15 protein-coding genes and 6 pseudogenes are annotated in these 22,523 nt (G+C 56.8%); 12 read left to right on the top strand and 9 right to left on the bottom strand.

Going from position 1 to position 22,523, the window contains the following annotated elements; translation table 11 throughout:
• Window positions 1-194: 194 nt before the first annotated feature.
• Window positions 195-995: a hypothetical protein gene (locus JVX98_RS04200; RefSeq protein ID WP_192451263.1), complete on the top strand. Its 801-nt coding sequence runs from the start codon at window positions 195-197 to the stop codon at window positions 993-995.
• A gap of 109 nt (window positions 996-1,104) precedes the next feature.
• Here the strand turns inward: JVX98_RS04200 and JVX98_RS04195 are convergent.
• From JVX98_RS04195 to JVX98_RS04170, 5 genes and pseudogenes are all read right to left on the bottom strand, one after another.
• Window positions 1,105-1,362, bottom strand: a pseudogene (locus JVX98_RS04195) (DDE-type integrase/transposase/recombinase); the annotation flags it as partial.
• A 7-nt stretch (window positions 1,363-1,369) separates the two neighbouring features.
• A complete protein-coding gene (locus JVX98_RS04190) occupies window positions 1,370-1,762 on the bottom strand; it encodes a DUF3302 domain-containing protein (protein ID WP_205235900.1) in 393 nt (130 codons plus the stop codon).
• Window positions 1,763-1,790: 28 nt separating this feature from the next.
• Window positions 1,791-3,577: pseudogene (locus JVX98_RS32650) on the bottom strand (SulP family inorganic anion transporter).
• 64 nt (window positions 3,578-3,641) lie between these two features.
• Window positions 3,642-4,997, bottom strand: a complete 1,356-nt coding sequence (locus tag JVX98_RS04175) for a DUF2252 domain-containing protein (RefSeq protein ID WP_246764794.1) — start codon at window positions 4,995-4,997, stop codon at window positions 3,642-3,644.
• Between the two features lie 853 nt (window positions 4,998-5,850).
• Window positions 5,851-6,084 (bottom strand): hypothetical protein, encoded by a 234-nt coding sequence (locus JVX98_RS04170; protein WP_192451267.1) that lies wholly within the window; start codon window positions 6,082-6,084, stop codon window positions 5,851-5,853.
• A gap of 254 nt (window positions 6,085-6,338) precedes the next feature.
• Between JVX98_RS04170 and JVX98_RS04165 the strand changes: the two genes are divergently transcribed.
• Window positions 6,339-6,500, top strand: a complete 162-nt coding sequence (locus JVX98_RS04165; protein WP_205235896.1) for a hypothetical protein — start codon at window positions 6,339-6,341, stop codon at window positions 6,498-6,500.
• 179 nt (window positions 6,501-6,679) lie between these two features.
• Here JVX98_RS04165 and JVX98_RS04160 read toward each other — a convergent pair.
• The 4 genes and pseudogenes from JVX98_RS04160 to JVX98_RS04145 all read right to left on the bottom strand — a co-directional run.
• Window positions 6,680-7,150: pseudogene (locus JVX98_RS04160) on the bottom strand (tyrosine-type recombinase/integrase); the annotation flags it as partial.
• A 131-nt stretch (window positions 7,151-7,281) separates the two neighbouring features.
• Window positions 7,282-7,539: a hypothetical protein gene (locus tag JVX98_RS04155; protein WP_192451268.1), complete on the bottom strand. Its 258-nt coding sequence runs from the start codon at window positions 7,537-7,539 to the stop codon at window positions 7,282-7,284.
• 1,034 nt (window positions 7,540-8,573) lie between these two features.
• On the bottom strand, window positions 8,574-10,463 hold the full coding sequence (locus JVX98_RS04150; protein ID WP_192451269.1) for a PAS domain-containing sensor histidine kinase: 1,890 nt from the start codon (window positions 10,461-10,463) through the stop codon (window positions 8,574-8,576).
• Between the two features lie 14 nt (window positions 10,464-10,477).
• On the bottom strand, window positions 10,478-11,221 hold the full coding sequence (locus JVX98_RS04145) for a Crp/Fnr family transcriptional regulator (RefSeq protein WP_192451270.1): 744 nt from the start codon (window positions 11,219-11,221) through the stop codon (window positions 10,478-10,480).
• Between the two features lie 101 nt (window positions 11,222-11,322).
• Between JVX98_RS04145 and JVX98_RS04140 the strand changes: the two are divergent.
• The 10 genes and pseudogenes from JVX98_RS04140 to JVX98_RS32645 all read left to right on the top strand — a co-directional run.
• Window positions 11,323-11,700, top strand: a pseudogene (locus JVX98_RS04140) (winged helix-turn-helix domain-containing protein); the annotation flags it as partial.
• Window positions 11,701-12,644: 944 nt separating this feature from the next.
• Window positions 12,645-12,966: pseudogene (locus JVX98_RS04135) on the top strand (integrase core domain-containing protein); the annotation flags it as partial.
• A 713-nt stretch (window positions 12,967-13,679) separates the two neighbouring features.
• Entirely contained in the window at window positions 13,680-13,994 is a 315-nt protein-coding gene (locus JVX98_RS04130) for a c-type cytochrome (RefSeq protein WP_192451273.1), read from the top strand.
• Between the two features lie 345 nt (window positions 13,995-14,339).
• Window positions 14,340-15,947, top strand: a complete 1,608-nt coding sequence (locus JVX98_RS04125; RefSeq protein ID WP_205235895.1) for an arylsulfatase — start codon at window positions 14,340-14,342, stop codon at window positions 15,945-15,947.
• Between the two features lie 571 nt (window positions 15,948-16,518).
• Complete coding sequence (locus tag JVX98_RS04120) at window positions 16,519-16,902, top strand: hypothetical protein (protein WP_192451275.1); 384 nt, start codon at window positions 16,519-16,521, stop codon at window positions 16,900-16,902.
• Window positions 16,903-17,120: 218 nt separating this feature from the next.
• Window positions 17,121-18,632 carry a phosphatase PAP2 family protein gene (locus JVX98_RS04115; protein ID WP_246764793.1) on the top strand — a complete coding sequence of 504 codons (1,512 nt, stop codon included), beginning with the start codon at window positions 17,121-17,123 and terminating at the stop codon, window positions 18,630-18,632.
• Between the two features lie 36 nt (window positions 18,633-18,668).
• Window positions 18,669-19,109, top strand: coding sequence for a hypothetical protein (locus tag JVX98_RS04110; protein ID WP_246764792.1), 441 nt, complete (start codon window positions 18,669-18,671; stop codon window positions 19,107-19,109).
• Window positions 19,110-19,477: 368 nt separating this feature from the next.
• Window positions 19,478-20,266 carry a hypothetical protein gene (locus JVX98_RS04105; RefSeq protein WP_205235894.1) on the top strand — a complete coding sequence of 263 codons (789 nt, stop codon included), beginning with the start codon at window positions 19,478-19,480 and terminating at the stop codon, window positions 20,264-20,266.
• A gap of 66 nt (window positions 20,267-20,332) precedes the next feature.
• Window positions 20,333-21,997 carry an arylsulfatase gene (locus JVX98_RS04100; RefSeq protein ID WP_205235893.1) on the top strand — a complete coding sequence of 555 codons (1,665 nt, stop codon included), beginning with the start codon at window positions 20,333-20,335 and terminating at the stop codon, window positions 21,995-21,997.
• Window positions 21,998-22,122: 125 nt separating this feature from the next.
• Window positions 22,123-22,336: pseudogene (locus tag JVX98_RS32645) on the top strand (transposase); the annotation flags it as partial.
• Window positions 22,337-22,523: the final 187 nt, after the last annotated feature.

The following is a 22,523-nucleotide window of genomic DNA, read 5'->3' as shown; positions in this document are numbered from 1 at the left end:
ATCAACTATGGAGTTTATATTTCCAGGCCGCTTGTTTCCCATCAATGCTTGCACCCCGCTCGGCATACGCAAAACGCGACGCCTGCTCCGTCTCTCGTGCCTTATCGCGCAGTGGCCATGGTCCTACCAATCCAAAGTTTGCACCTATTTTTATTCGCGTATTAATAGACGCAGTTACGGATGAAACTTCGCCCATGCTCTCCATCGCGCTTGCCGAATATTGTGAGGCGATTATCGCCATTTCGCCCTCCCGCTGGCCCGTGCGCAAGCTGCTGAACCAGTTCGGCCGCTACTACGCGGCCTACATGTTGATCCACAACTACTACGGCTGGCTTGGCGACGACCCGGCGCTTCCGACCCTCTCTCGGCTAAAGAGGCTGTCGAGCCTCAGCCCCCGCCACACCACCCATTTCGTCGGCGTGCTGAAAACGGCAGGCTTCGTCACCTCCGAGCCCGTGGCAGTCGACCGGCGTCAGACGCTCCTTCGACCCGAACCGGTGCTAGTCGAGGAAATCGGTCGCTCCATCCTCGCCTTTCTTGCGGCCCATGACCGGATTGCCGGCACTGCGCATGCCGCCTTCCTGTCTGGTTCGGTGGAACGGATCGGTGCGATCATCCATCTGTCTGCCCGGCAGATCCTTGCGGGCGGGACGGTTATCTCGCCCTTTCCGACGATCGCCGCCATGGCGAATTATGACTGTGGCTATCCCGTGCTGGTCGCCCTGATGGCGGCGCATTACGCAAGCGAGGCGCGACGCCCGGTGCCACTGCTGACGCTCGAGCCGCTCGCCGAACGGTTCCAGGTGTCGAAATCCCATGTGGGCAACGTGTTTTCGTACCTCAGCAGCGTCGGCCTCATCGATGCCGGACGCGGCGTAAGGCCGGCGCTAGTAGAGGAATTCGAGCGCTGGAGCGTTGCCGAGATGAACCATTATGCCCTTCTCGCGGCACGTCTTACTAGCGACCACGGGGCTTGTGGTGCTCTGAATGCCTGAACCGGCACTGGTTCCTCACCCTTGACGACGCGCCCTGCATAATCCCAATAGCGCAAGCAGCGATGTCGCGTTGTTTGATCAACGGCCGTAAAGTCGCTTGTCGGTGAACTTAGGCAATCGCTCCCGTCACGCGTTTCCAATGTGGTGCTGTTTGCGCGGATGCGATGAATATGGATGGGTAGGGTTGAGCGCCCTTGTTGCGCGGTACGAAAAGATTTCTGACTTCTGAAAAGAACGAGATGAAACATTGCAAGCCTCCTACGGATCGGAAGCCCTGCATGATCCGCTCTCGCTTTCGAAGCTGCACGTGAGAATTCTCCGCTCGATTGTTCAGCCCTTTCTGCGAGCGATGCTCTACGCCTGGCATTCATGGCTCACCGGTCTCGTGATCTTCGGGTGAAGACAATTTGATGCGGTTGACCCAAGATCTCGCTGTCGTCATATCCCGGAATCGTTCTGCACAGGGGGCGACGCCTCGCTTTGACCCACCCCAGGCGTCGAAGGTTGACCCCAGCCGATCCCCATCCGCGCTCCGGCTTGTAAGCCATCGCCCAAATCCAAAGAAAGGGCCAGAGAGCATGGAGAGTGAATAAGCTGACCCAGCCGGCGGCGTGAATCGCATCTTGATGGGGATGCTCCCTCTTTTCCGCGATCTTGTAGGGAATATCGTGGACTGCAATTATCCCATAAAAAATCATAACCCCAATAAAAAGGAGCAGAACCAAGGCAACGTTATTCAGAAACGGGTCGCCGATCCTGTCTATCATCGTCGTCTCCCTGCTTGGCCTTCATCATTCAAGGTTTGTTACTTTGTTCTGCCGGCGAAATAAAGTTCGATGCATCGGTCATAATATCAGACGTCGTTGCGAATATTGTCAGATACTTCTCGATTGCCGTCTCGGCGTTGAAGAGCATACGCTCCTTTCCGAGCAGAACGTCCAGTTTTGCTCGTCGCACGGCGTCCAGTACGCTGGGGTTCAGACCAGCAAGCCAGACCGTGGCATTCTGCTCTTTTGCCCGCCTTTCCCCCTCGAGGATCATCTGGAGCGCCGAGTACTCGACGTCCGGCACCCTGCTGAAGTCCAGTACGAGCACGCGCGGCCTGTATTGCGCCACGAGGCTCGTGATATGGTCAGCAACGTTCTGCGCATTCACGAAGAACAGCCTCCCTTCAGGGCGCAGGATCAACAGTCCAGGGAAAGTTTCGTCGTCAGGGTGCTCGCTCGAGAGTGGCCGCAGCACATTCGTGCCACGCTTTCGTCCGATCACGTAGACTGGTGGATAGGCGGTCTGGCTGGCTAGTCCGATCAGCGACATTATGATCGCGATGACAATGCCCTGCAGCGTCCCAAAAGCGAGTACACCTATCGTGGCCACGATTGCCCAACGAAACTCCATTCGACGTATCTGTCGGATCGCGACGAACTCGCCTGGTTTGATGAGTGGCGCGGAATAGACAATCACAATTGCCGCCAATGTCGCGTTCGGAAGCAAGCCAAGCAGTGGCGCAAGGGCGACCATGACCAATGTCTATATATCTTAGCGGGTGGGCGGCAAGGCGAGCCATCATAATTTCGACACACACACACACACGAGCGCGTGCGCCCTACCATCCCTTATACACATTCCACAGCGTTATATATCGTGGGAATAAAAGTGCTCTGTTCACACACAATATCATTTTGATGGAGAGACGAGATAATATGAATGCGTGCGTAGTGATATCTGAGATGGGGCGAGTTGGAGCGATGATAAATAGGGACACACACAGCACACAGTCTCTCTCTCCTGGGGTGGGGGCGTGAGTGAGATATGATGAAATTAATTTATTAAAATTAATGGGAATGAGTTAAAAAAAATAATGGGGGGGGGGGGGGGGGAGGGGGTAAAGTGAGTTCTAAGTAGAAAAGGGTGTTAAATATTGGGTATAGAATTTAGAGGTTTGTAAATGATGAAAGAAGAGGAGTTGAATAAAGAAAGATTGTTGAAGAAGGGTTGGGGAGGATTTGTGAATGAAGTTGTTGATTAGAAAGGGGGTACGAGTAAGCGAGCGTCGGGAGAGAAATTTCAGGCAGATGGTGGATGAGTGTCAGCAAATCGGAGAAGAAGGATTGCTTCGCGATATGAAGCCCAAGCAGTTTGGGGGCTTGGTCAAGAAGTATGACAAGACCTATGCCGGCCTTGAACCCCGTCAGCACCGGGCTTGAGATGAAGTTGGCGACAAAACCGAGACGAAGGAGCCGGGCTAGCAGCAACAGGCCACCCACGAGCGTTGCCAGGGTGGCAGTCGCGGTCAGCAGCTGCGCCGGGTTTCCATCGGGAACAACCCCGCTGATTGCAGTGCCCGTCAGAATGGCGAGCGTTGCAGTGGAACTGACGCTAAGAACGCAGGACGAACCAAGCAGGCCGTAGACGGTCATGGGAACGAGGGCCGTATAGAGCCCGACTTCGACCGGAAGGCCAGCGACCCCCGCGTAAGCCATGGCTTTGGGTAGAACAACCGCCGCTGCGGTCAGCCCCGCGACGATGTCAAAGCGAAGGGTCTCGGGGACGCCTTTGAAATTCCTGGAGTCGCCTGTCATTGTCGTGCCCTCTTCCCACGGTCGGGCTTGCCTGATGTTTCAGAATGCGCGCCAGTTGTTGATCTCAGTTCTCCAGATCGGCTGGGATGCGACCCCGATGGACCGCGGTCTTCAAAGCTGCGAAGTCCTTCTCGGTCTGATCGGCATAGAAAGCGGAGAATTTGCCAATTGCTTCATCAAACTCGTCGCTCGAGCCGAGGTATCCGCTGATTGCTGCCGGGTCTCCGGATCTGGCGTGGGCCAGCGCCAGCGCCCATCCGCAAGCCTCTGCGTAACTGAGCAGTAGTTCAGTGTCGAATTGTTCGACAAGCGGCTTTATTTTCACGTCCCGCAACTGTCGAACATAGTATTGCCTACCGGACACCGAAGCGGTGACCCAGCCTAGGAACATGTCGGATGCCGGCTGTATGAGGCGCTGACCCATTACGACGCGCTGACCATGATGAGAAAAGCCGCTTTTGCCGATATATGCTTCGAGACATGATGGGGCGGCTTCTTTGAATTGTAGGAATAAAGGATCGTTCGATGCGGACATCAGTAACACGATCCAGCAGTGTCGGCCCACACTGCCTACGCCAACGACCTTCATCGCAGCGTCGACCAGTTCGTACCATTCAAGCAACGTCTTGCGCTCGTCCGAAAGTGAGGCACTGTACGCGCGGAACGTCTCTCTTACAGTCTCGTCAAACTCGGACGCACTCGCTGCTTTTGGATGGAAGATCAGCGGAGGCATGTCGTGGATCCGCAATTTTCCACCGACGACATTTGTGATTTTCAACATCTCGACTTCGGAGCCGTGTTGACGGTTTGCTTCTTTGACGCGCTTCTTCATACGGCCCCGTTCATGGGCCAAGTCGAAAAGGTTTTCCGCCGTGATGTGCGAATACCAAACATCGATCGGGTGCATCTTGGAATATCTGGCGAGATGCTTTCGATAGGCGTGTGCGCAAGCAATGGCGGTTTCCCTGGCATCCGATTCCGTGTGGCCGTTCACGCGCGCCGCAAGTACAAATGACGTCGCCAACCGCTTCACATCCCACTCCCAGGGGCCGACCAAGGTTTCGTCGAAATCATTGATGTCGAAAATGATGTTTCGTTCGGGAGTGGCAAAGCCTCCGAAGTTCGCCAAATGGCAGTCACCACAGGCTTGTACGGAGATCCCAGTTGATGGCGTTGCGACAAGATCTGCGGCCATGATTGCGGCCGTACCGCGATAAAACGCGAAGGGTGATTGCAGCATTCGTCCGTATCGGATCGGAACAAGCTCGGGAATACGATCAATATCAGCAGCCTGAAGGGTTGCTATAGGGTCCTGGCGACCTTCTGGATGCTTCCAGAAGCTGTGTGCTGCTCGACCGACCTTCTCTCTAAGCGCTCTGCCGGCCTGCTCTCGCACTTCCCGAGCGTTAAGCTTGCTCAAAACATTCGAGCCATTCACTAAGTCGTTGTCGACACCCCCAGTACTCCGCAACGAGATTAGTGGGGCGGGGCTACCTGCATCGGCCCGATGTTCTAAATTCTTCCCGCGTGAATGCATAGCGACTTCCCATCTTCCACACGATCCAGCCATCGCCAAGAAATCTAGCCCATTTCTGCGGAGACCTGGCTTACAGGGCGAACATGCGAAATTCGCAGGTTTACCTATTTGCCGCATTCGCTGCAGTTGTGCATTGATCCGCGTCAATGAGGTCGAATGTGGAGAACCTATAGCGCGGCGATAAGGATGAGGTGCGCTAGGACAAGCTGGTGCGTCCAGCTATTGAAAGTCCGGCTCCAGGAAGGGGAGTTCCCGCCCGATATTGAGTGTTGCGGCGTGGACGGTGACGGCCACGGCGAAGCGTACACAGCAATCATGTGGGGCATGGGAGTGACCCACGATAATGATCAGATCGCAGGGGCTGAGACTTTCTCATCCGTCGAAGACAACATGTGCGCGGCCGATATGCGAGGCGCCGTCGCTCAGCCGGGGTCTGGGTGTTTGATCCCAGGTTTTGATGGTGCGATCTTTTCCGATGAATGAGAGGAAGCACTATGGGCCAAATACGTCACGGCAGCGCCGCGACCACGCACGCCGAGCAGCATACAGCGATCGCAAGCTTCGTCCGCGGAGCTGAGCCGGAACTTCTGGCAATTAGACGCGCAAGCGCCCTTTAAGGCCTCGCGGTCCGTGCGGTGAGGGAGGGTCCGGTATGTCCGGTCGCCGCATGGCAACCCGCCAAGTGTACCACGGTTTCTCGCTACGTAGTCGCGATTAGGCAAGCGCCAGAGTCCAGTCAAATTACCAGTTGCACTATGTGGGAAAAGGGCGTCATTGCCCACTTTCCACTGTTATCCTTAGCGGTTTTGTAAATGATGAAGTCGCGCCCAACGGTGAACGTTCCGTGCATCGTGATTTCATTACCCGTTGAGAGGATGGCCCGAAGCTCGTTTATGTGGCGCTGCTCAATCTGGCCACTGATCAGTTCGGCCAGGACTTGGTCAAGGGTTGAAGGTTGTATGTCCGTCATGGGAAGCCTCCGAGCTGTTGCGGCAGGAAGATTGTTAATGGCGTCAGAAAATGAGGACGATAGGCAAGAGTTGGTATTGCCTCCCCGCCGCTAATTGAGCTTCGCTCACGAGCCAGCGAGATTCAATCGGTCGCGACCGGTTGGCCGTCAACGGTCGGCCTCAATCTCTAGACCTCTACCTTGAGTGACCTTGAATAACCCTAATTCTCTGGCATGCTATTTGAATTGATTTAAGCCTGCTTGGCTTCTTGCGGATGCCCGCCGTTTCCTGCTTAGATCGCCGTTTCTTAGCGTTGCCGCATATCGGCATCGTCTTCATCATCATCACAAACGAGATCGCGCCCGGCAACAAGCCGCCGCACGACGGCGGAGGCAATCTTGGACCGATCGACCGGGGAATGACCTGCAGCCACTGAGGCGGACTGCCATGAGCTATGTTGAAACACTAAAGCGGCTGCTCCGATTTAAACTCGAAATTGGTCACTACCGTCTTCGGGGTGTAATCGTGAATCCAGGCGGCAGGCTGGCCCCCGAGAGTGAACAGGATGGTGGCGGCAATCTGAATGCGCATGGCGCATGGGTGCGCGAGCGCCTGACGGACATGGATCACCATCCGGTAACTGTCGATATCCTCCACCTTCAACCCGCAGACTTCCCCGACCCGCAAACCCGCCGCATAGGCGCACGTCAGCGCCACCCGCGCCTTCAGGCTGGAAACGGCCTAGAGGAATTGAACGACCTCATCAGCCGACAGAACAACCGGGAGCGTGCGCGGCTTACGCCCATACGGGATCCGCTCGGGCACATCATTCTGGCCCAGCGTGATGCCATAGAGAAACCTGAGAGCGCAAACGATCTGGTTCAGTGACGCCCAGGATATCCCCGTCGCGACCAGATGAACCTGGAAGGCGTGAATATCCTCAAGATCAAGCCGATCCGGTGACCGACCGAAATAGCGGCTGAACTTCTGAACGGCGTTGATGCAGGATCGCTGGGTTGCCGGAGACAGATTGCGGACCGTCATGTCCTCGATCATCCGGCGGCGTAGAGGGCTAAGCTCAGCCATCTGGACCTCCTGCCTGAAGGGTGGGTTGCAACACCACCATTCAATCAGTCAGGAGGCTCCGGTCAAAGTCGGCCCCATTCGCCGCGATAGCGGCTTAGTTCAATCCTGAATCTCAAAACCCGCGACATGCTTTAGTTGATGAAACGAGGACTGATATTGGTAAGCAACATCACGACCTTGTCTTCGATCGCCTGGCATTTATCGGCATATTCGGCCGTTAGCGGTTCATTCGACATGGCATGCTCGCTCAACTCGTCGCGAGTGACCACGGCCACGCCATAGGCTTCGATCAGTGTGCTCAGCGCCAGAAACCGCAGTTCTAAGAGTTGCTTGCGGTGCCGTGGCAGCCGCATCATCAGACGCGCTCGGCCGATTCTCTCGAAGTCCAATGGCTGCCGCCTCTCTGTTCGAAGACTGTCATTGTCCTCTATATGTTGACTGTCAGCAATAACGAATTCATCGTGTACGCCCGGACCGGCTCGACCATTTCAGCGCTGCGCCAATAGCGAAAGAAAGATGCTCGGCGGCGATCAGGATCAGACGTTCACCTTTGATCGCCGCCGTGCACCAGGGTCTGACTGTAATCTTCCGCCGCCAGTCCCTGATTTCTGCAGTGATTTTCAGCAGCCCCTTGGGACGGAGGACGGATGGCGGCAGCCCGGGAAATTTGGGGCTGGCATCTCGCTCAAATTCGAAAGCACCTTTCGGCCTGGATGAAATAGCTTATTTCAGCGCCATTGCCGGCGGATATGCGCGCAGACGCCTCGGCGTCGGTCTTGTTGGGCCGGATGGAGCCAAGCCCTTATCGGGAGCATTTGACCGTGCGGGTGATCAGATGCGACACGGCGGGCGGGTCCCGGCGTCGCCTTGAGGGGGCCTGAACGCCCAGACAAGAACGGCCGATAGGGCGACCAAAAGCAGGCAGAAGATCAAGCGGGAGGTCATTGCGCCGCTCCTTCACATGAGACCATTGCGGTCGGGAAACATGAGGTTTGGGCAAGGAACCGGATGAGCACCTTTTGCAAGGTCACGGCAGCCGTTCGGTTTCAAGGCCACTTCGATCGGGCCATCGTCGCAGTGTCGATGAGCGGCAGCTTCTGCAGGTAATGATGTCGCTTTGCTAGAGCTTGTTCGGCTCGGATATGGCTGTCTCCAATTCGAAACGATACCATCATAGCATCGTAGTATTGGAAGTCCGGAAATGCGGGCATACGGCGGGCGGGCTCGGAAGCGTAGGGCGAGCGCTGCTTAGCCAACGACATGCGACCGCGCCACGCAACGGGCCGCCCATGGCATTGACGGTCGTCAAAGAACAAAATCCCAAGCGGCGCGCAGGCGCCGATCGCCTCAGGATTGGACCTTGTCAAACCGCTGAGATTTCCGACGCAAGGTGGTAGATGACAGCATCGCGACGCGAAGCCGATCAGTCGAGTAATTGCCGAAGCTGCCGGGCAAGTTCAGCGGCGGTATAAGGTTTCAGCAACCATGCCGAGCCGTCGGGAAGGTCCGTTTCGGTGACATTCGCCGCGGCATATCCCGAAGTGAGAAGGATCTTTATCCCCGGGCGGAATTTGCGAACATGGTGGGCGAGTTCAGCGCCGGTCATGCCGCCCGGCATAACCATATCCGTGAACACCAGCGAAACCTCCATGTTATCCGCGAGAAGCTGGAGCGCCTGCGTGCCGGTTTCGGCTTCCAAAACGCTATAGCCAGCGTCCAAGAGCCGCGCCACGACGATGCGTCTAACTCGGACATCGTCCTCGACGACGAGAATGGTTTCGTGCCCGCGAGGCAGCTCGGCGGCTGGTTGATCCGGCACCGTTGCGGGCCTCTCATCCTGAGACTTTCCCGTCTCAGCAGGCAAGAAGAGCCGCACGCTCGTGCCTCTGCCCGGCTCGCTGTAGAGTTGAACGTGCCCCCCAGACTGTTTGACGAAACCATACACCATGCTAAGGCCGAGTCCCGTACCGGCTCCAGTGACCTTGGTCGTAAAGAATGGCTCAAACGCACGCCGTCGGACATCCTCCGACATGCCCACGCCCGTATCGCTGACGGTGATCAGGACATATTGTCCCATGCGGACGTCCGGATACATGAGGACGTAGTCTTGATCCAGGCTCGCCTTGCAGATCTCGATTAAGAGACGGCCGCCCGACCGCATTGCATCGCGCGCGTTCAATGCCAAGTTTAACAACGCATTTTGAAGTTGCGAGACGTCGACAAGCACGACGTTGTCAGAGCCTTGGATCATTGTGGACAACTCGACCGTCTCACCGAGCGTTCGCCCCAAGAGGTTGGCAAAGCCGCTGATAAGCTCACCAACGTCAACCAGCTTCGGAGCAAGCGGCTGGCGTCGGCCAAAGGCCAGAAGTTGCGCCGTGAGCTTTGCGCCGTCGTCGGCTGCCGCCTGAGCTTCCCGTAATAGAGGGGCCAGGTTTTGATCGGTAAGGCGAGCTTCAATCATCTCCAGGTTACCGATGATGACCGTAAGCAGATTGTTGAAGTCGTGTGCAAGGCCGCCGGTAAGTTGTCCGACGGCTTCCATTTTCTGTGCCTGTCGCAACTCTTCGTCGATGCGTTGACGGCTGGTCAGATCCCGTATGAAGCCGGTGAAAATACGGCCGCCGGGGGAACGGGCCTCGCCAACCGACAATTCCATAGGGAAGGTGGTGCCGTCTTTGCGCTTGCCGGTGACCACCCTGCCGATGCCGATAATTCGTCGCTCGCCGGTGCGCAGGTAGTTCTCCAGGTAACGGTCATGCGCCTCGCGATCGGGTGTCGGCATGAGCATCTTGACGTTCGACCCACGCACCTCGGTTTCCGAGTATCCAAAAAGCCGTTCAGCCGCCGCGCTGAAGGATGCTATCAGCCCCTTCTCGTCGATCACCACCATCGCTTCGGGGACAGTGTCCAGGATAGACTTGAGATGAAGTTCTCTCGACACGAGATCGGCCTGTGCGTGCTTCAAGTTGGTGATGTCACTGTCAAACTGAGCAATGGAACTGCTTTGACCGTTTGGAAGGCTGGCCCAATGGCTTGCAACAAACACTGTGCTGCCATCCTTGCACTTCTGGGTCAGTTCCCCGGACCATGACCCCTTTCCGGTGACATGCGCGTGGATATCGTCGGCCGGCTCGGGAAATGCGGTCGCAAGTAGATCGTGGACCACTTCACCCTCGGCCTCTTCCCGTGACCAGCCGTACAGTTGCTCGCAACCGCGGCTCCAATGTCTAATCGTCCCGTCAGCCTCTCTCACGATCAGGTTTGCCCCTTCCAGGAGACTGACGACTTTCCTGACCTTCGTTTGCGTCATAATCAACCGCCACGTTATCGAGCGAGCCCGGCTCGTGCTACCTTGGAATTCACCTGAGCCAAACCGAGATCAGTGTCGTCACCGTCCGCAATCGATTGGAGCCCATGCCACTTCAAGACCATGATCGAGCGCCTGTCGGGGGCAATGATAATGCCCTTGCTCGCAAATTTGGTTATCGTTCGAGATACCGTCTCTATCGTCATGTTCAAGTAGTCGGCGATATCGAGCCGCGTCATTGGAAGATTGATAAAGGCGGTCCGCTCACCCTCGCCGTCTCTGGCCATAAGAAGCAGGAAGTTCGCAACTTTTCCGTCGGCGCTCCGACGAGACAACAGCACTGCCTGGTCCTGGGCTGCCGTCATTTCGTCGCAGAGCTTGGAAAAAAGCTGCCCGCGCAAGTGCGGTTGGCGCGCGACATCGTCTTCGAAGCGGCTGCGGGGGTATCGACGCAGTCTCGCCTCCGTTATTGCTTCAACCGTGTAGAGGTAGCGGTCTTTGTGGGAGACGCCCAGGAGATCACCGGGTCGCAAGAAACCCACGATAACCCTGCGGCCATCTGCAAGCAGGCGCAACGCGCGCAGAAGGCCATCTTCGACTTGGAAGACGTATTGGGCATCGTCCCCTTCCCAAAAAAGCGCCTGACCTGGCACAGCCTCAATGACAGGCTGCAGGTTGAAGACGGAAGACAAGTCAGGAGGTACAAAGGAGTACTCCAATGCTCTAGGGCCGCCTTGCGTGGCAACTGATTGAAGGGACATCGCGCATCCTCCACCTGACGCTGAGTGGGGAGGATTTCAACATCTTTGCGTGAAGCGATATCGACGTGCCTGCTACAAATCGTGCTACAGTGTAACAGATTGTAACGGCATTTCTTCGCCGCCGCCGACCTGCTACCGGAACCGTTCATGAAGCCCAAGCCGAAGAGCCCTTCTTCTTTGAAGAATTCCGTCTCGACGTAGCTTGCCGTCGTTTGACGTCGAAAGACGGCCGGGAGATCGCGCTGACGACGGGCGAGTTCGAAATGCTCTGCACCTTGGTGAGACATGCCGGCCGCGTTCTCAACCGAGAGATTTTGATCGACCTGACGCGGGGCCGATCACGTGAAGCTTTCGATCGCGTGATTGACGCTCAGATTGCCAGGCTTCGCCGAAAGATCGAGAAGGACCCTCGTCAGCCCGACCTCATCAAATCTGTAAGGCGGGTCGGCTACACGTTCAGTGCGCGGGCGGTCAGATAAAAAGTTTGACAAGTCGCCGCACAAATATCCTTTGGAATGCTGGGATATACCTAACGAAGCGGGATAAGGATACCGTCGAACTCCATTTCAGTTTCTCCCGCCCCAACCGGCCACCGGTTGGTTCGCAGACTGGCGATGTGAATGGCGTTACATTGTTTCTTGCGGGCTGCGGTTCTTATGTATCGAAGCAGTGTCTCGCACACCCCGCGCGCATCAGCGGCAGTGATGCTTGCGAAAACTGGAACGGAGAGGTATCGGCCAAGCCGCTCACTATGCCTGGCGCGAAGTATCGCAATCCCCCTGACATAACCGCGCGGATCCTCGACAACCACAATGTCTTCGACATAAGGAGAGGGATAATTCCGCAGGAGATTTGTTGCGCACACCTGTCGCCACCCATCGACATCGATGTCGTAGCCGACGGCAGAGACCAGGCAATATGCCCGCTCGATCTGGGAAGCGTCAATTGGGCCGACGACGTAAGCAGAAGCCATAATGATCTACCCTGCCAGTTGGTGAAACGGGCCATCCTTTCCTCAAGAGTTTTCCCACTGCCTCAATCCCGTCATTGACGAGCGTCAATGCCAGCGTCGGTGATCTGGATTTTATTTGACTTAACAGTGGTGCGAGCAGGAGTATGCGCCATGCCGATTGATCTACGCGGCTGCAGCGTGCTCACCCTTGATGAGTTGAGTTCGATTGAACTTAGCTTCTTGCTGTGAACCGCGCCGGATTTGCCGGAGGCTCCATCTTCTCAGAAAGGGGAGGCGATGGAGCAAGACAACAAACAAATTTCACCGGACGTCCGGGCCCGAGCAGTGCGGATGGTTTTGGATCACCAAGGCGAATATTCCTCGCGATGGGTAGCGGTTTCCTCGATCGCCGCCAAGATCGGCTGCACGGCGCAGCCGTTCAAGGAATGTGTGAAGAAGGCGGAAGTGGACGTGGCCGAGGCAGGCATCGAGCCTTCCGTCGGAAGCGTCGGCGACTCATGACAACGCCCTCGCCGAAACGATCAACGGCCTCTACAAGGCCGAGGTCTTCCGTCGGCGCGGACCATGGCGCAGCTTCGAAGCGGTCGAATTCCCCACCCTCGAATGGTTGGACTGGTTCAACCATCGACGACTTCTGGAGCCAATCGGCAAGATCCGGCCTGCCGAAGCCGAGGAGCAGTATTACGCCATGCTGGACGAACCATGGCTTCATAACTTAACCAAGCGGCTTCCGGCAACCCCGGCGCGGTTCATCCGGCGGCTAAGGTTGTAGTCATGACCCACCCGATCAGGCTTCACGTCGGCCCGTCTCCGCTGTTTGTGGGGCAGACCAGTGCGACTATGATCGTCGAAGGCGAGGCGCCGTCTGCTGCAGCGCGAGGTACATGAATTAGTGGTCGCGTTTTGGGAATGACTGAATCGAACTTGCAACATGAGCGGCAGCCAATTTGTCTTCTTCTATTGTTAGCAGTTCCTTCAGTATTTCTTTCTTCGCAGGGTCATTCTCCCTGGAGATCAAGCCTCTGAAGTTCTCGATGTTCGCTTTCGCTATGAAGATCTCGAACATTGGAGTGCCTCACTTTTCATTTTGGAGGCGGAAACGGCATCTGCAGCGATCCGGTTGGCAATTCATGGAAGCTTTTAGCCGGTTGATTTGACGTATGGCTTCGGATTCTCGGACGGTAGCTTGTCCTTCAGGGGGCCGCAGACTTGAAAGTCCGCTGCGACAGCGTCCGCATTCATTCACTGTCAACTCGCTATCTTGCGCTCGACGTCTCGACTGTGCAACCCGGCACCCGGTAGTCTGAGGAACTATCTAGCCTTGGCTTTTGGGCACGCCGGTTTTCCGCAGGCCTACCCCATCTGCCCTCTCGACAGATTGTCGTTCGTCCTGCCGGTGAGTACAGTGATGTTTTACCAGCCGTCGGGGCCGAGGGCAGTCGACGTGGTAATAGACGGTCTGTCCAGCGGGTGAGGAGTTAGCGAATGCGCGCAACGTTCGTATCAATGATCGCCGCCACACTTGCAGCGATTCAGGCAGTACAGGCACAGGACATCCCGCAGGGGCGCCAGCTCGCGACCGAGGCCTGCGCTGCCTGCCACGCCGTCCTCGCTGGTCAGGCTCGGTCGCCCATTGCAGAAGCGCCCAGCTTCGAAACGGTTGCTGCGACACCGGGAATGACCGCGGCAGCACTCAACGTTTGGCTGACGGCTCAGCACCATCCGACCATGCCGAACATCGTGCTCTCGCAGACAGATGTCGAGGACCTCTCGGCCTATATTCTCAGTTTGAGGAAATAGACACCTGTCCAATTGATCGAAGCGAAACTGCGAAGCGGAGAGCCAGCAGCCGCTGACCGATAAGCGAAAAATACCGTTGCCGCATGTCTGTGATCCGATAACGGATGCGGGGTCCGCCGGAGGCCTTAATTGGATCGACTGAACATCTTGCTGCGCATAGCGAACCGTCTCCTACGGTTGACCCTCAAGTTTCTAATCCGTTCGTAATAGTCACTCGCCGTGTCGCAAAATCAAAACCTGATATATATTAAATTATACGGCGATCAATTTTGAGGAATATCAAAGATATATTGTTTTTATTGCAATATATTTTCTCTGCCGCTGTTGGCAAGGGAGGAAATTCCTATGAGGACGAATATTCTAACCCGTCTGAGTACCCTCAGTTCAGCGCTTCTTGTCGGATGCGCTCTGACGACCGCTCCGACGTGGGCGCAGAATGCGAAACCCAACATCCTCATCATTTGGGGCGATGATATTGGGCAGTTCAACATCAGCGCTTTCAACCATGGGATGATGGGTTACCGGACGCCGAACATTGACAGCATCGCCAAGCAGGGTGGGATGTTTACAGACTGGTATGGTCAGCAAAGCTGTACCGCCGGGCGCGCGGCTTTTATCACAGGCCAATCGCCTATTCGCACAGGCCTTACCAAGGTCGGTTTGCCCGGCGCACCGGAAGGTTTGAAGAAAGAAGATCCCACGCTTGCCGATTTGCTCAAACCACTCGGTTATACCACCGGCCAGTTTGGCAAGAATCATCTGGGCGACCGCAATGAGATGCTGCCCACCGTGCACGGCTTTGATGAGTGGTTTGGCAATCTCTACCACCTTAACGCGGAGGAAGAACCGGAGAACGTCGACTATCCTAAAAACCCGGCCTTCAGGGCGCAGTTCGGTCCGCGCGGCGTGCTGCATTGCTTCGCGACGGACAAGGACGATCCGACGGTCGATCCGCGCTTCGGAACGGTTGGAAAGCAGAAGTGCGAGGACACCGGCCCGCTGACCAGGAAGCGCATGGAGACCGTGGACGAGGAAGTCACAGAGGGGGCAATCGATTTCATGGACAAGGCGGCAAAGAACAACAAGCCGTTCTTCGTCTGGTGGAACTCTTCCCGAATGCACGTGTTCACGCACCTGAAGAAGGAAAGTGAAGGCAAAACCGGCCTTGGTGTCTATGCCGACGGCATGGTTGAACACGATGGCCACGTCGGTCAGCTGCTGGCCAAGCTCAAGGAACTCGGCATCGAGGATAATACCATTGTCATGTATTCCAGCGACAACGGCGCGGAGTTCTTCAACTGGCCCGATGGTGGAACGACGATGTTCCGGGGCGAGAAGAACACCCAATGGGAGGGCGGCTTCCGTGTTCCCACCTTCATCCGCTGGCCCGGAGTCATCAAACCCGGAACCACGATCAACGAGATGGGCGCGCACGAGGATATGATACCGACCTTGCTCGCGGCGGCGGGCGACAGCACCGTCAAGGAGGACTTGCTGAAGGGTCGCAAAATCGGCGATACGACCTACAAGGTTCACCTCGACGGGTACAACCTGTTGCCCTTCTTGAAAGGCGATGTAAAGGAGTCGCCACGTCGCGAATTCCTCTACTGGACCGACGGGGGCAGCGTCGCTGCATTGCGCTACGACAACTGGAAACTATCCTTCCTTCGGCAGAACTCCGTCGGCATCAAGGTCTGGGAGACCCCCTTCGAGGAACTGCGTTGGCCGATGCTGACCAATCTGCGAATGGACCCGTTCGAGCGCGCTTCCGATGAATCCACCGGTCATCCGCAATGGGCGGCGGAACGAATGTTCGCGTTGGCCCCCGCCGCGGCCTACGTCGGTCAATGGATATCCAGCTTCCGTGAATTCCCGCCGCGCCAGAAGCCCGGCAGCTTCAGCCTGGACCGCGTGATGGAGGCAGTGACCGCAACGTCCAAAGGCAGCAACTGAGGCCGCTACGAACGGGGGGCCGCAGCAGTCTTTGCCCATGCGGCCCCAAGTCTAGAATAAATACTCGGGAACGTGATGTCGTCACACAATTCGGGATCGGTAACACACCCACAGCCTGTTCTTCTCAACCGGCCAGGCCTACTGAAGGTGAGACTACCTGGGGCGTAGGCCCGGTATTCCCTATACCGACGGCGTGGGACGACTTGCTTGGCGGACAGAACTGGGGACCGGGTTCGACTGCCGTCGCTGTCACGCTGAGCGTCCCCTGGACGATCGGAATGCTGGCCAATCTGGTCGTTTGCCGGAGACGACGACCGCAGCGATTTCAGTTCAACCCTCCTGGAGCCTTTCGTCGCGCACACAACAAAAGACGCGTGACGTCCACCCTCAACACCGAAAGCGCCTAAACTTGGAAGCGGATGAGTGATCGGCTCCGATCAAATTCCAGGTGGCGATACTGGTCGGTATCAATGTTGCGCTAGATCAATGCCAACACGGAGGCAACGAGTCAAATTGCGTTGAATATTCCAGTGCACACCCGACAGGTGGGCGAATTATGAGGGTTTATTCAATGAGAGATATCGTGTCGGGTAAGTGGTTTCGATCAGAGCGCCGCGAAACAGTTATGAAAGTGACTTTCGCCGCGCTTGTCTTGTTGTTGGATCCCATGGCTTTTTACACGTCTCCTGCAAATGCTGGTGATGGTTCCTTTGGCGCCTTCCCCTTTGTGGTTCATTGTGAGGGGGATCGCATCCATCGGTTTTTCTATCTGTCCAAGATTGGTCCGGATGGCGTAGCCGTCTATATGACGCCAGATCGTCAGGCAGGGACCATATCCATCGATGGAACAGCCAAGCGAATATTGGACGAAGTAGCAGGAACCTGTTCTGGAAAAACACTTGATCAGCTGAGATCGGCTGGCCAGGTCTATGACATGCAACCTGTTCCGCATTGACAGCGGGCAACGGCAATTGCGCAGGAGCAATCGGCCCACCTGTCACATAGTCGCAGGGACTCCCAACCAGGCCGAGCAATGCGAAACTTCGCAGCACGAGGTGTTGCATGACATATCAAAGTCGCGACAGCTCAAGATCGCGTCAGGGTTCCGCGCTTTTTAGCGGCACAAGTGCGGTGAACGACGCCGACGATTGAGACCCTCGAGGAGGACCGGGCATGGACTTCACAGTACTCCGTTTGACGTTGCTCAGAATGGCCGCTTCCGCAATGCTGACGGTCAGCCTGTTCGCCAGCGTTGCGGAAGCCAAGGATATCTCCTCCTTTGGGGGGACCGAGCTTGGCACGGTTCCGGAATTTCATCCCGAACTCGGGATGGGGTGGCTGGAAGGATACCTTGATCAGAAAGCGCTGCCGAACAGCCTCCTGCTCATTCCCAGACCTCCTGAAGCTGGGTCCACGGCGCAATTGCTGGACGATGAGGTCGCACGAAACACCCTTGCTCTACGCACCACGCCGCGGTTCGCCTTGGCAGAAAATGACTTCGACCTGAAGTTTTCGAGCCTGATCAGCGACTTCTCATGCGCATTGAACACCCAAATCACGGAGGAAAATGCTCCGTATCTATCGACGTTGCTGCGTCGATCAGTCAGTGATCTGGGTCTTTCGACCTACACCGCAAAGAACTACTACCACCGAACCCGGCCGTTCCAGCAGAACAACGAACCCATCGGAGTTCCGAAGTATCGGGCGGAGCTGGCGAAGGACCCCTCCTACCCATCGGGACACACTGCGATCGGTTGGGGTCTCGCACTCCTTCTGACAGAGATCGTGCCTGACCGTGCGGACGAGATTCTTGCGCGCGGCCGCGCCTTCGGAGAAAGCCGCATGGTGGTTAATCATCACTGGTATAGCGACGTGGTCTGGGGCCGTTTCATGGGGGCGGCCACTGTCGCGCGCCTACACGCAAGCCCGACCTTTCGTGCGGATTTGGAGGCTGCCAGGGCTGAAGTTGCCGTAGTGCTTGCTAAGGGCCTCGCTCCGGCAGGGGATTGCAAGGCGGAAGCGGCGGCGCTTGCCTTGGGGTTCCAGGCCAGCGATGTGACAGCGATTGATATTCTTCTGGAGCCAGACACAACCATGCTCCAGCATGCTAAAGCCAACAACGCTCGTCTGCTGAAGGCCTATCCCTCGGGCTTCCCACTCGATGCGGCCCATAATCCCCACATCACGCTCATCCAACGCTTCGTGCGGACCGCCGACCTCGACAAGGTGTACGCCACGATCGACCAAGTTTTTACCAGCGCCAAGGTGGCGGATATGAAGCTTGCGGCGATCAAATACTACTACATCCCGACCAATGACCTCGGCGTTGCGGGCATTGTGATCGAAAGAACGCCGGAATTGGTCAAGCTGCAGGCAGACCTGATTGACGCCGTTCGACCGTTCACAGCGGCGACCGGAAGCTCCGCGGCCTTCGTTACCACGCCTGACGATCCGCTCATCGATCCCCTATTGATTGGATATGTTTCGACGTTTGTTCCGGAGGCTTCCGGTGAGCATTTCAACCCGCATATCACGACGGGTGTCGCCGCCCGAAAATACCTCGAAGACATGATCGCCGAGCCGTTCGAACGGTTCACGTTTTCGCCTGCCGGCGCCGCCGTTTATCAACTGGGGCAGTTCGGGACGGCGGCAAGGAAACTCAACGCGGTCGATGTGAATCGCTAGTTCCATCCCGATTTCACCTGTGTCGCGGAGGCAGCCTTGAATCCAGCCTATATTCCGGCATTTTCCGCCCTCGCGGGTGCTATCATCGGCAGTATGACCGCGCTAAGCACCACTTGGCTCACGCAACGAGCACAGTTTCACAATGCAGTACGCCAAAAAGAAAGGGAGAAGCTGGAGGCGCTCTACAGCGATTTCATTGATGAGGCCGCGCGACTCTATGGAGACGCGCTGACTCATCAGACGGAAGACGTCACCAACATGATAAGGCTTTACGCCTTGATCGGACACATGCGTGTGATGTCGGCCCGCCCGGTGATCAGCGCTGCCGAACGGATCGAGGGGCGCATTCTCGAAGCCTACCTCGGCCCGAATCGCAGCCTTCATGATGTCACGGAGACTGTCAGGAAGGGCGACTTGAACCTGCTCACAGAGTTCAGCGAGGCCTGCAGGGATGACTTGTCCACGCGGACGCGCTGACCATTCAACGGTGGCAATCACCAGCGCCGCCAGTGCCCTTGCGGCTTGTCCTGCAAGTACCCATGCGATCGCCGCCAGAAGAAGCGTCACCACAAGAAAGGCCAGCGCGCAACAGTCCGCGAGGCGAGACATCGGCGCCTCGGCATTTTTCGAAGCCTCCGCCGTGTCGAGTCATGGCGGCGTGACAGGGGAGGGGCTGGACGCCTTTGGCCGGACTGCGGCCCATGCGCGGGACCAAAGTTCGTCACACCGGCGCAAAAATGGTGCCATCGTCGAACGTAGTGCCGTAATTTGCTTGGACATGTTTGAGTTTATTCTGAAGTATGCTGTCAGAAACCAGTTCGTGGTGGGAACCACTTGGGGGAACAATGCAAGCACATCTCTTTTCCATCGCAACCATGACATGTTTTCTGGTGGTTGGCGGTGCCTTGGCTGCCGACCTCAAATCACCAATGACGCCCGAAGTCCAAGAGACTGAGACTGCTGGCGGTTGGACCTTCTCGTTTGCACCTTACTTTTGGGCCGCAGGCCTGAAAGGGGACGTCGCATCCTTTGGTTTGCCCGAGGCGCATATCGACGCGAGCTTCGGCGATATATTCGATCACCTAGAGTTCGCGGCGATGGCGATGGGTGAAGCGCGCTATGGTCCCTATAGTGTTTTCGGTGACGTGATCTACACGAAGATTTCAGGTCAAGGTGCGACGCCGCGGGGCGTTGTTGCGTCTGATGTCTCGGTATCTGCCGAGACCTTCGCGGGATTGCTGGGTGTAGGTTACACGATTTTCGAAGATTCCGCGGCCCGGCTTGATGTCGCCGGCGGCGCGCGCATTTGGTCCGCTAAGAACGAAGTCTCTTTCAGCGGGGGCATTCTCGATGGACGTTCCGCAACCGACGATGCGACATGGGTCGATGCGGTCGCCGGTCTTCGAGGCACCTATTCGATCACACCTGAAATCTATCTCACGGGCTGGGGCCTTGTCGGCGCTGGAGGAGCTGATGTCGACTGGGATGTTGCCGCCGCGATCGGATACCGTTTCAACGAGACTATTTCAGCTTTGGCTGGCTACCGGGCACTAGGGGTCGACTACAGCAAAGACGGGTTCGTTTTTGACGCCGTACAGCAGGGGCCAATACTGACTCTGGAAGTTCGATTTTAGCAGCTGCACGATAGAGGCCGCACGTGACGCCCGCCCTACAGCTCAGTCGATATTTGGAGATTTAGTATGGCGTTGTCTCTCGTCCGCCGCGTCATGGCCCATGCAGCACCGAGCACCGCGGCAGCACTGTTCCTTCTATCGGCTTCATCCAGCCTAAGCCTCGCACAGGAACGGCGACCAAATATCGCCCTCATCGTTGCCGACGATCTGGGGTACGCGGATATCGGCAGCTTCGGTGGCGAGATCAGTACGCCAAATCTCGATGCGCTGGCATCGGTCGGGCTCAGATTTACGAATTTCGGGGTGAGCGCGACATGCTCGCCGTCGCGCGCGATGATGTTGACGGGCGTCGACAACCACATCGCCGGTCTGGGCAACATGGCCGAATTTATGGCTCCAAATCAGAAGGGAAATCGTGGTTACGAAGGGTATCTCAATGACCGAGTCGTGACAGTGGCATCGTTGCTGAAAGACGCGGGTTACAATACCTACATGGCGGGCAAGTGGCACATGGGCGAGGACCCTGCCCATTGGCCTGCGGCTCGAGGCTTCATACGCGACTTGACCTTGATCCCCGGTGGCGGAAGCCATCTCGATGATATGTGGGGGGCAAAGGGGCAAAAGCAACTCTATACGCATAATGGGCAAGCGATCCAATCCTTACGTCCGGGCTTTCATTCGAGCGAGGATTATTCGTCGTCAATCATTGACGACATCGAGAAGGACCGCGGCGACGGAAAGCCGTTTTTTGCCTATCTGGCATTACAGGCCCCACATGACCCCTTTCAATTGCCCGCTGAATGGCTCGACAAATACAAAGGTCGTTACGATCAAGGTTACGACGCTACGCGCGCAACCCGTATAGAGCGTATGAAGAAGCTTGGTATCGTCGATGCAACTGCGACCACGTTTCCGCGGCTCCCGAGCGTCCCCGCATGGGCCGAGCTATCCGATAACGATCGACGCCAGTCCTCGCGGAGAATGGAACTCTACGCAGCCATGGTCGAGCATATGGATGCCAACATCGGCAAACTGATCAGGTATCTCAAGTCAAACAACCTTTATGACGATACTTTGATCATTTTCCTCTCGGACAATGGCCCCGAAGGCACGATGATGAACATGGGGAAGCCGTGGGACAACAGTCGCTTCGAGGACTGGGGCAAGAAGGGAACCTTCATTCAGTACGGCGCAGCTTGGGCCCAGGTCAGTGCCGGTCCGTTTCGTCTCTTCAAGGGTTTTCTGTCCGAAGGCGGTATACGAGCGCCTTTGATCATAGCTGGACCCGCCGTCCGGGGAAGCGGAAGGATATCCAACGCGCTCGCGCACATAATGGACATTCCGGCGACGATATTGGCCGCAGCGAACGTACCACACCCGGACGAGTACGACGGCAAAGCAGTTGCTCAATTGCAAGGCAAGGCTCTTGTCCCGATCTTGAATGCTTCGCGCGCCTCGGTTCGCGATTCATCCGATTGGCTCGGCTGGGAACTTTTCGGCAGTCGAGCCATTCGGCAGGGCGACTGGAAGTTGCTCTGGTTATGCGAACCCTATGGCACCGGTTCCTGGCAGCTATACAATTTGGCCGCCGATCCAGCCGAGACAGTCGATCTTTCTTCGAGCCAACCAATGACTAGAGAGCGGCTAATTCAGCACTGGGCTGAATACGTCGAAACAAACAATGTTATTTTGCCCGAGAGTTCGCCCGTATGTGCCGCATCCGCGAACTGATGGAAGGCCATTCGACCCTGGAGGCGATCGCTACGGCACTACGGAAGATGCGCGACGCGCTTGTGCATGAAATTGCAGGTTTTGAACGCAATCTGCATGCCATCGCCCACCGGGATGACTACGCACAGCGACTCATGACGACGCCCGGCGTTGGCGTCCTGGTGGCGCTGACATTTGTGGCGGCCGTCGATGCGCCGGAGCGATTCCGCTCATCACGAGCGGTGGGGCCGCACTTCGGATTGACGCCGAAGAAATATCAATCGGGCGTGACCGATCATGGTGGTCGCATCTCAAAGATCGGTGATGGCAGTGTGCGCACCGCGCTCCACGAGTCGGCCAATGTCATCGGGACGCGACCGGTCAAAGGGGCAGAGCTGAAGTGTCGGGCGCTGGCGGTCGCAAGACGGGCCGGTTCCAGAAAGGCGCGTGGCGCGCTGGCCCGCAAGCTCTTCGGCCGACGCCTTGTAGTTGAGGCACTTTCTCGGCTGGTCGTTGAGCCGGCGCGCAAGCTGGATGAGCTTGTGTT

Source organism: Ensifer sp. PDNC004, from assembly GCF_016919405.1.
Classification (GTDB): Bacteria; Pseudomonadota; Alphaproteobacteria; order Rhizobiales; family Rhizobiaceae; genus Ensifer.
This window is presented reverse-complemented; position numbering and strand designations above follow the sequence as displayed.

Bases quoted from the DNA above. Each gene is read 5' to 3' on its own strand.
- JVX98_RS04200 (WP_192451263.1), top strand. From the start codon at position 195: ATGCTCTCCATCGCGCTTGCCGAATATTGTGAGGCGATTATCGCCATT.
- JVX98_RS04190 (WP_205235900.1), bottom strand. From the start codon at position 1,762: ATGATAGACAGGATCGGCGACCCGTTTCTGAATAACGTTGCCTTGGTT.
- JVX98_RS04170 (WP_192451267.1), bottom strand. From the start codon at position 6,084: ATGACGGACATACAACCTTCAACCCTTGACCAAGTCCTGGCCGAACTG.
- JVX98_RS04165 (WP_205235896.1), top strand. From the start codon at position 6,339: ATGCCCGCCGTTTCCTGCTTAGATCGCCGTTTCTTAGCGTTGCCGCAT.
- JVX98_RS04150 (WP_192451269.1), bottom strand. From the start codon at position 10,463: ATGACGCAAACGAAGGTCAGGAAAGTCGTCAGTCTCCTGGAAGGGGCA.
- JVX98_RS04145 (WP_192451270.1), bottom strand. From the start codon at position 11,221: ATGTCCCTTCAATCAGTTGCCACGCAAGGCGGCCCTAGAGCATTGGAG.
- JVX98_RS04130 (WP_192451273.1), top strand. From the start codon at position 13,680: ATGCGCGCAACGTTCGTATCAATGATCGCCGCCACACTTGCAGCGATT.
- JVX98_RS04125 (WP_205235895.1), top strand. From the start codon at position 14,340: ATGAGGACGAATATTCTAACCCGTCTGAGTACCCTCAGTTCAGCGCTT.
- JVX98_RS04120 (WP_192451275.1), top strand. From the start codon at position 16,519: ATGAGAGATATCGTGTCGGGTAAGTGGTTTCGATCAGAGCGCCGCGAA.
- JVX98_RS04115 (WP_246764793.1), top strand. From the start codon at position 17,121: ATGGACTTCACAGTACTCCGTTTGACGTTGCTCAGAATGGCCGCTTCC.
- JVX98_RS04105 (WP_205235894.1), top strand. From the start codon at position 19,478: ATGCAAGCACATCTCTTTTCCATCGCAACCATGACATGTTTTCTGGTG.
- JVX98_RS04100 (WP_205235893.1), top strand. From the start codon at position 20,333: ATGGCGTTGTCTCTCGTCCGCCGCGTCATGGCCCATGCAGCACCGAGC.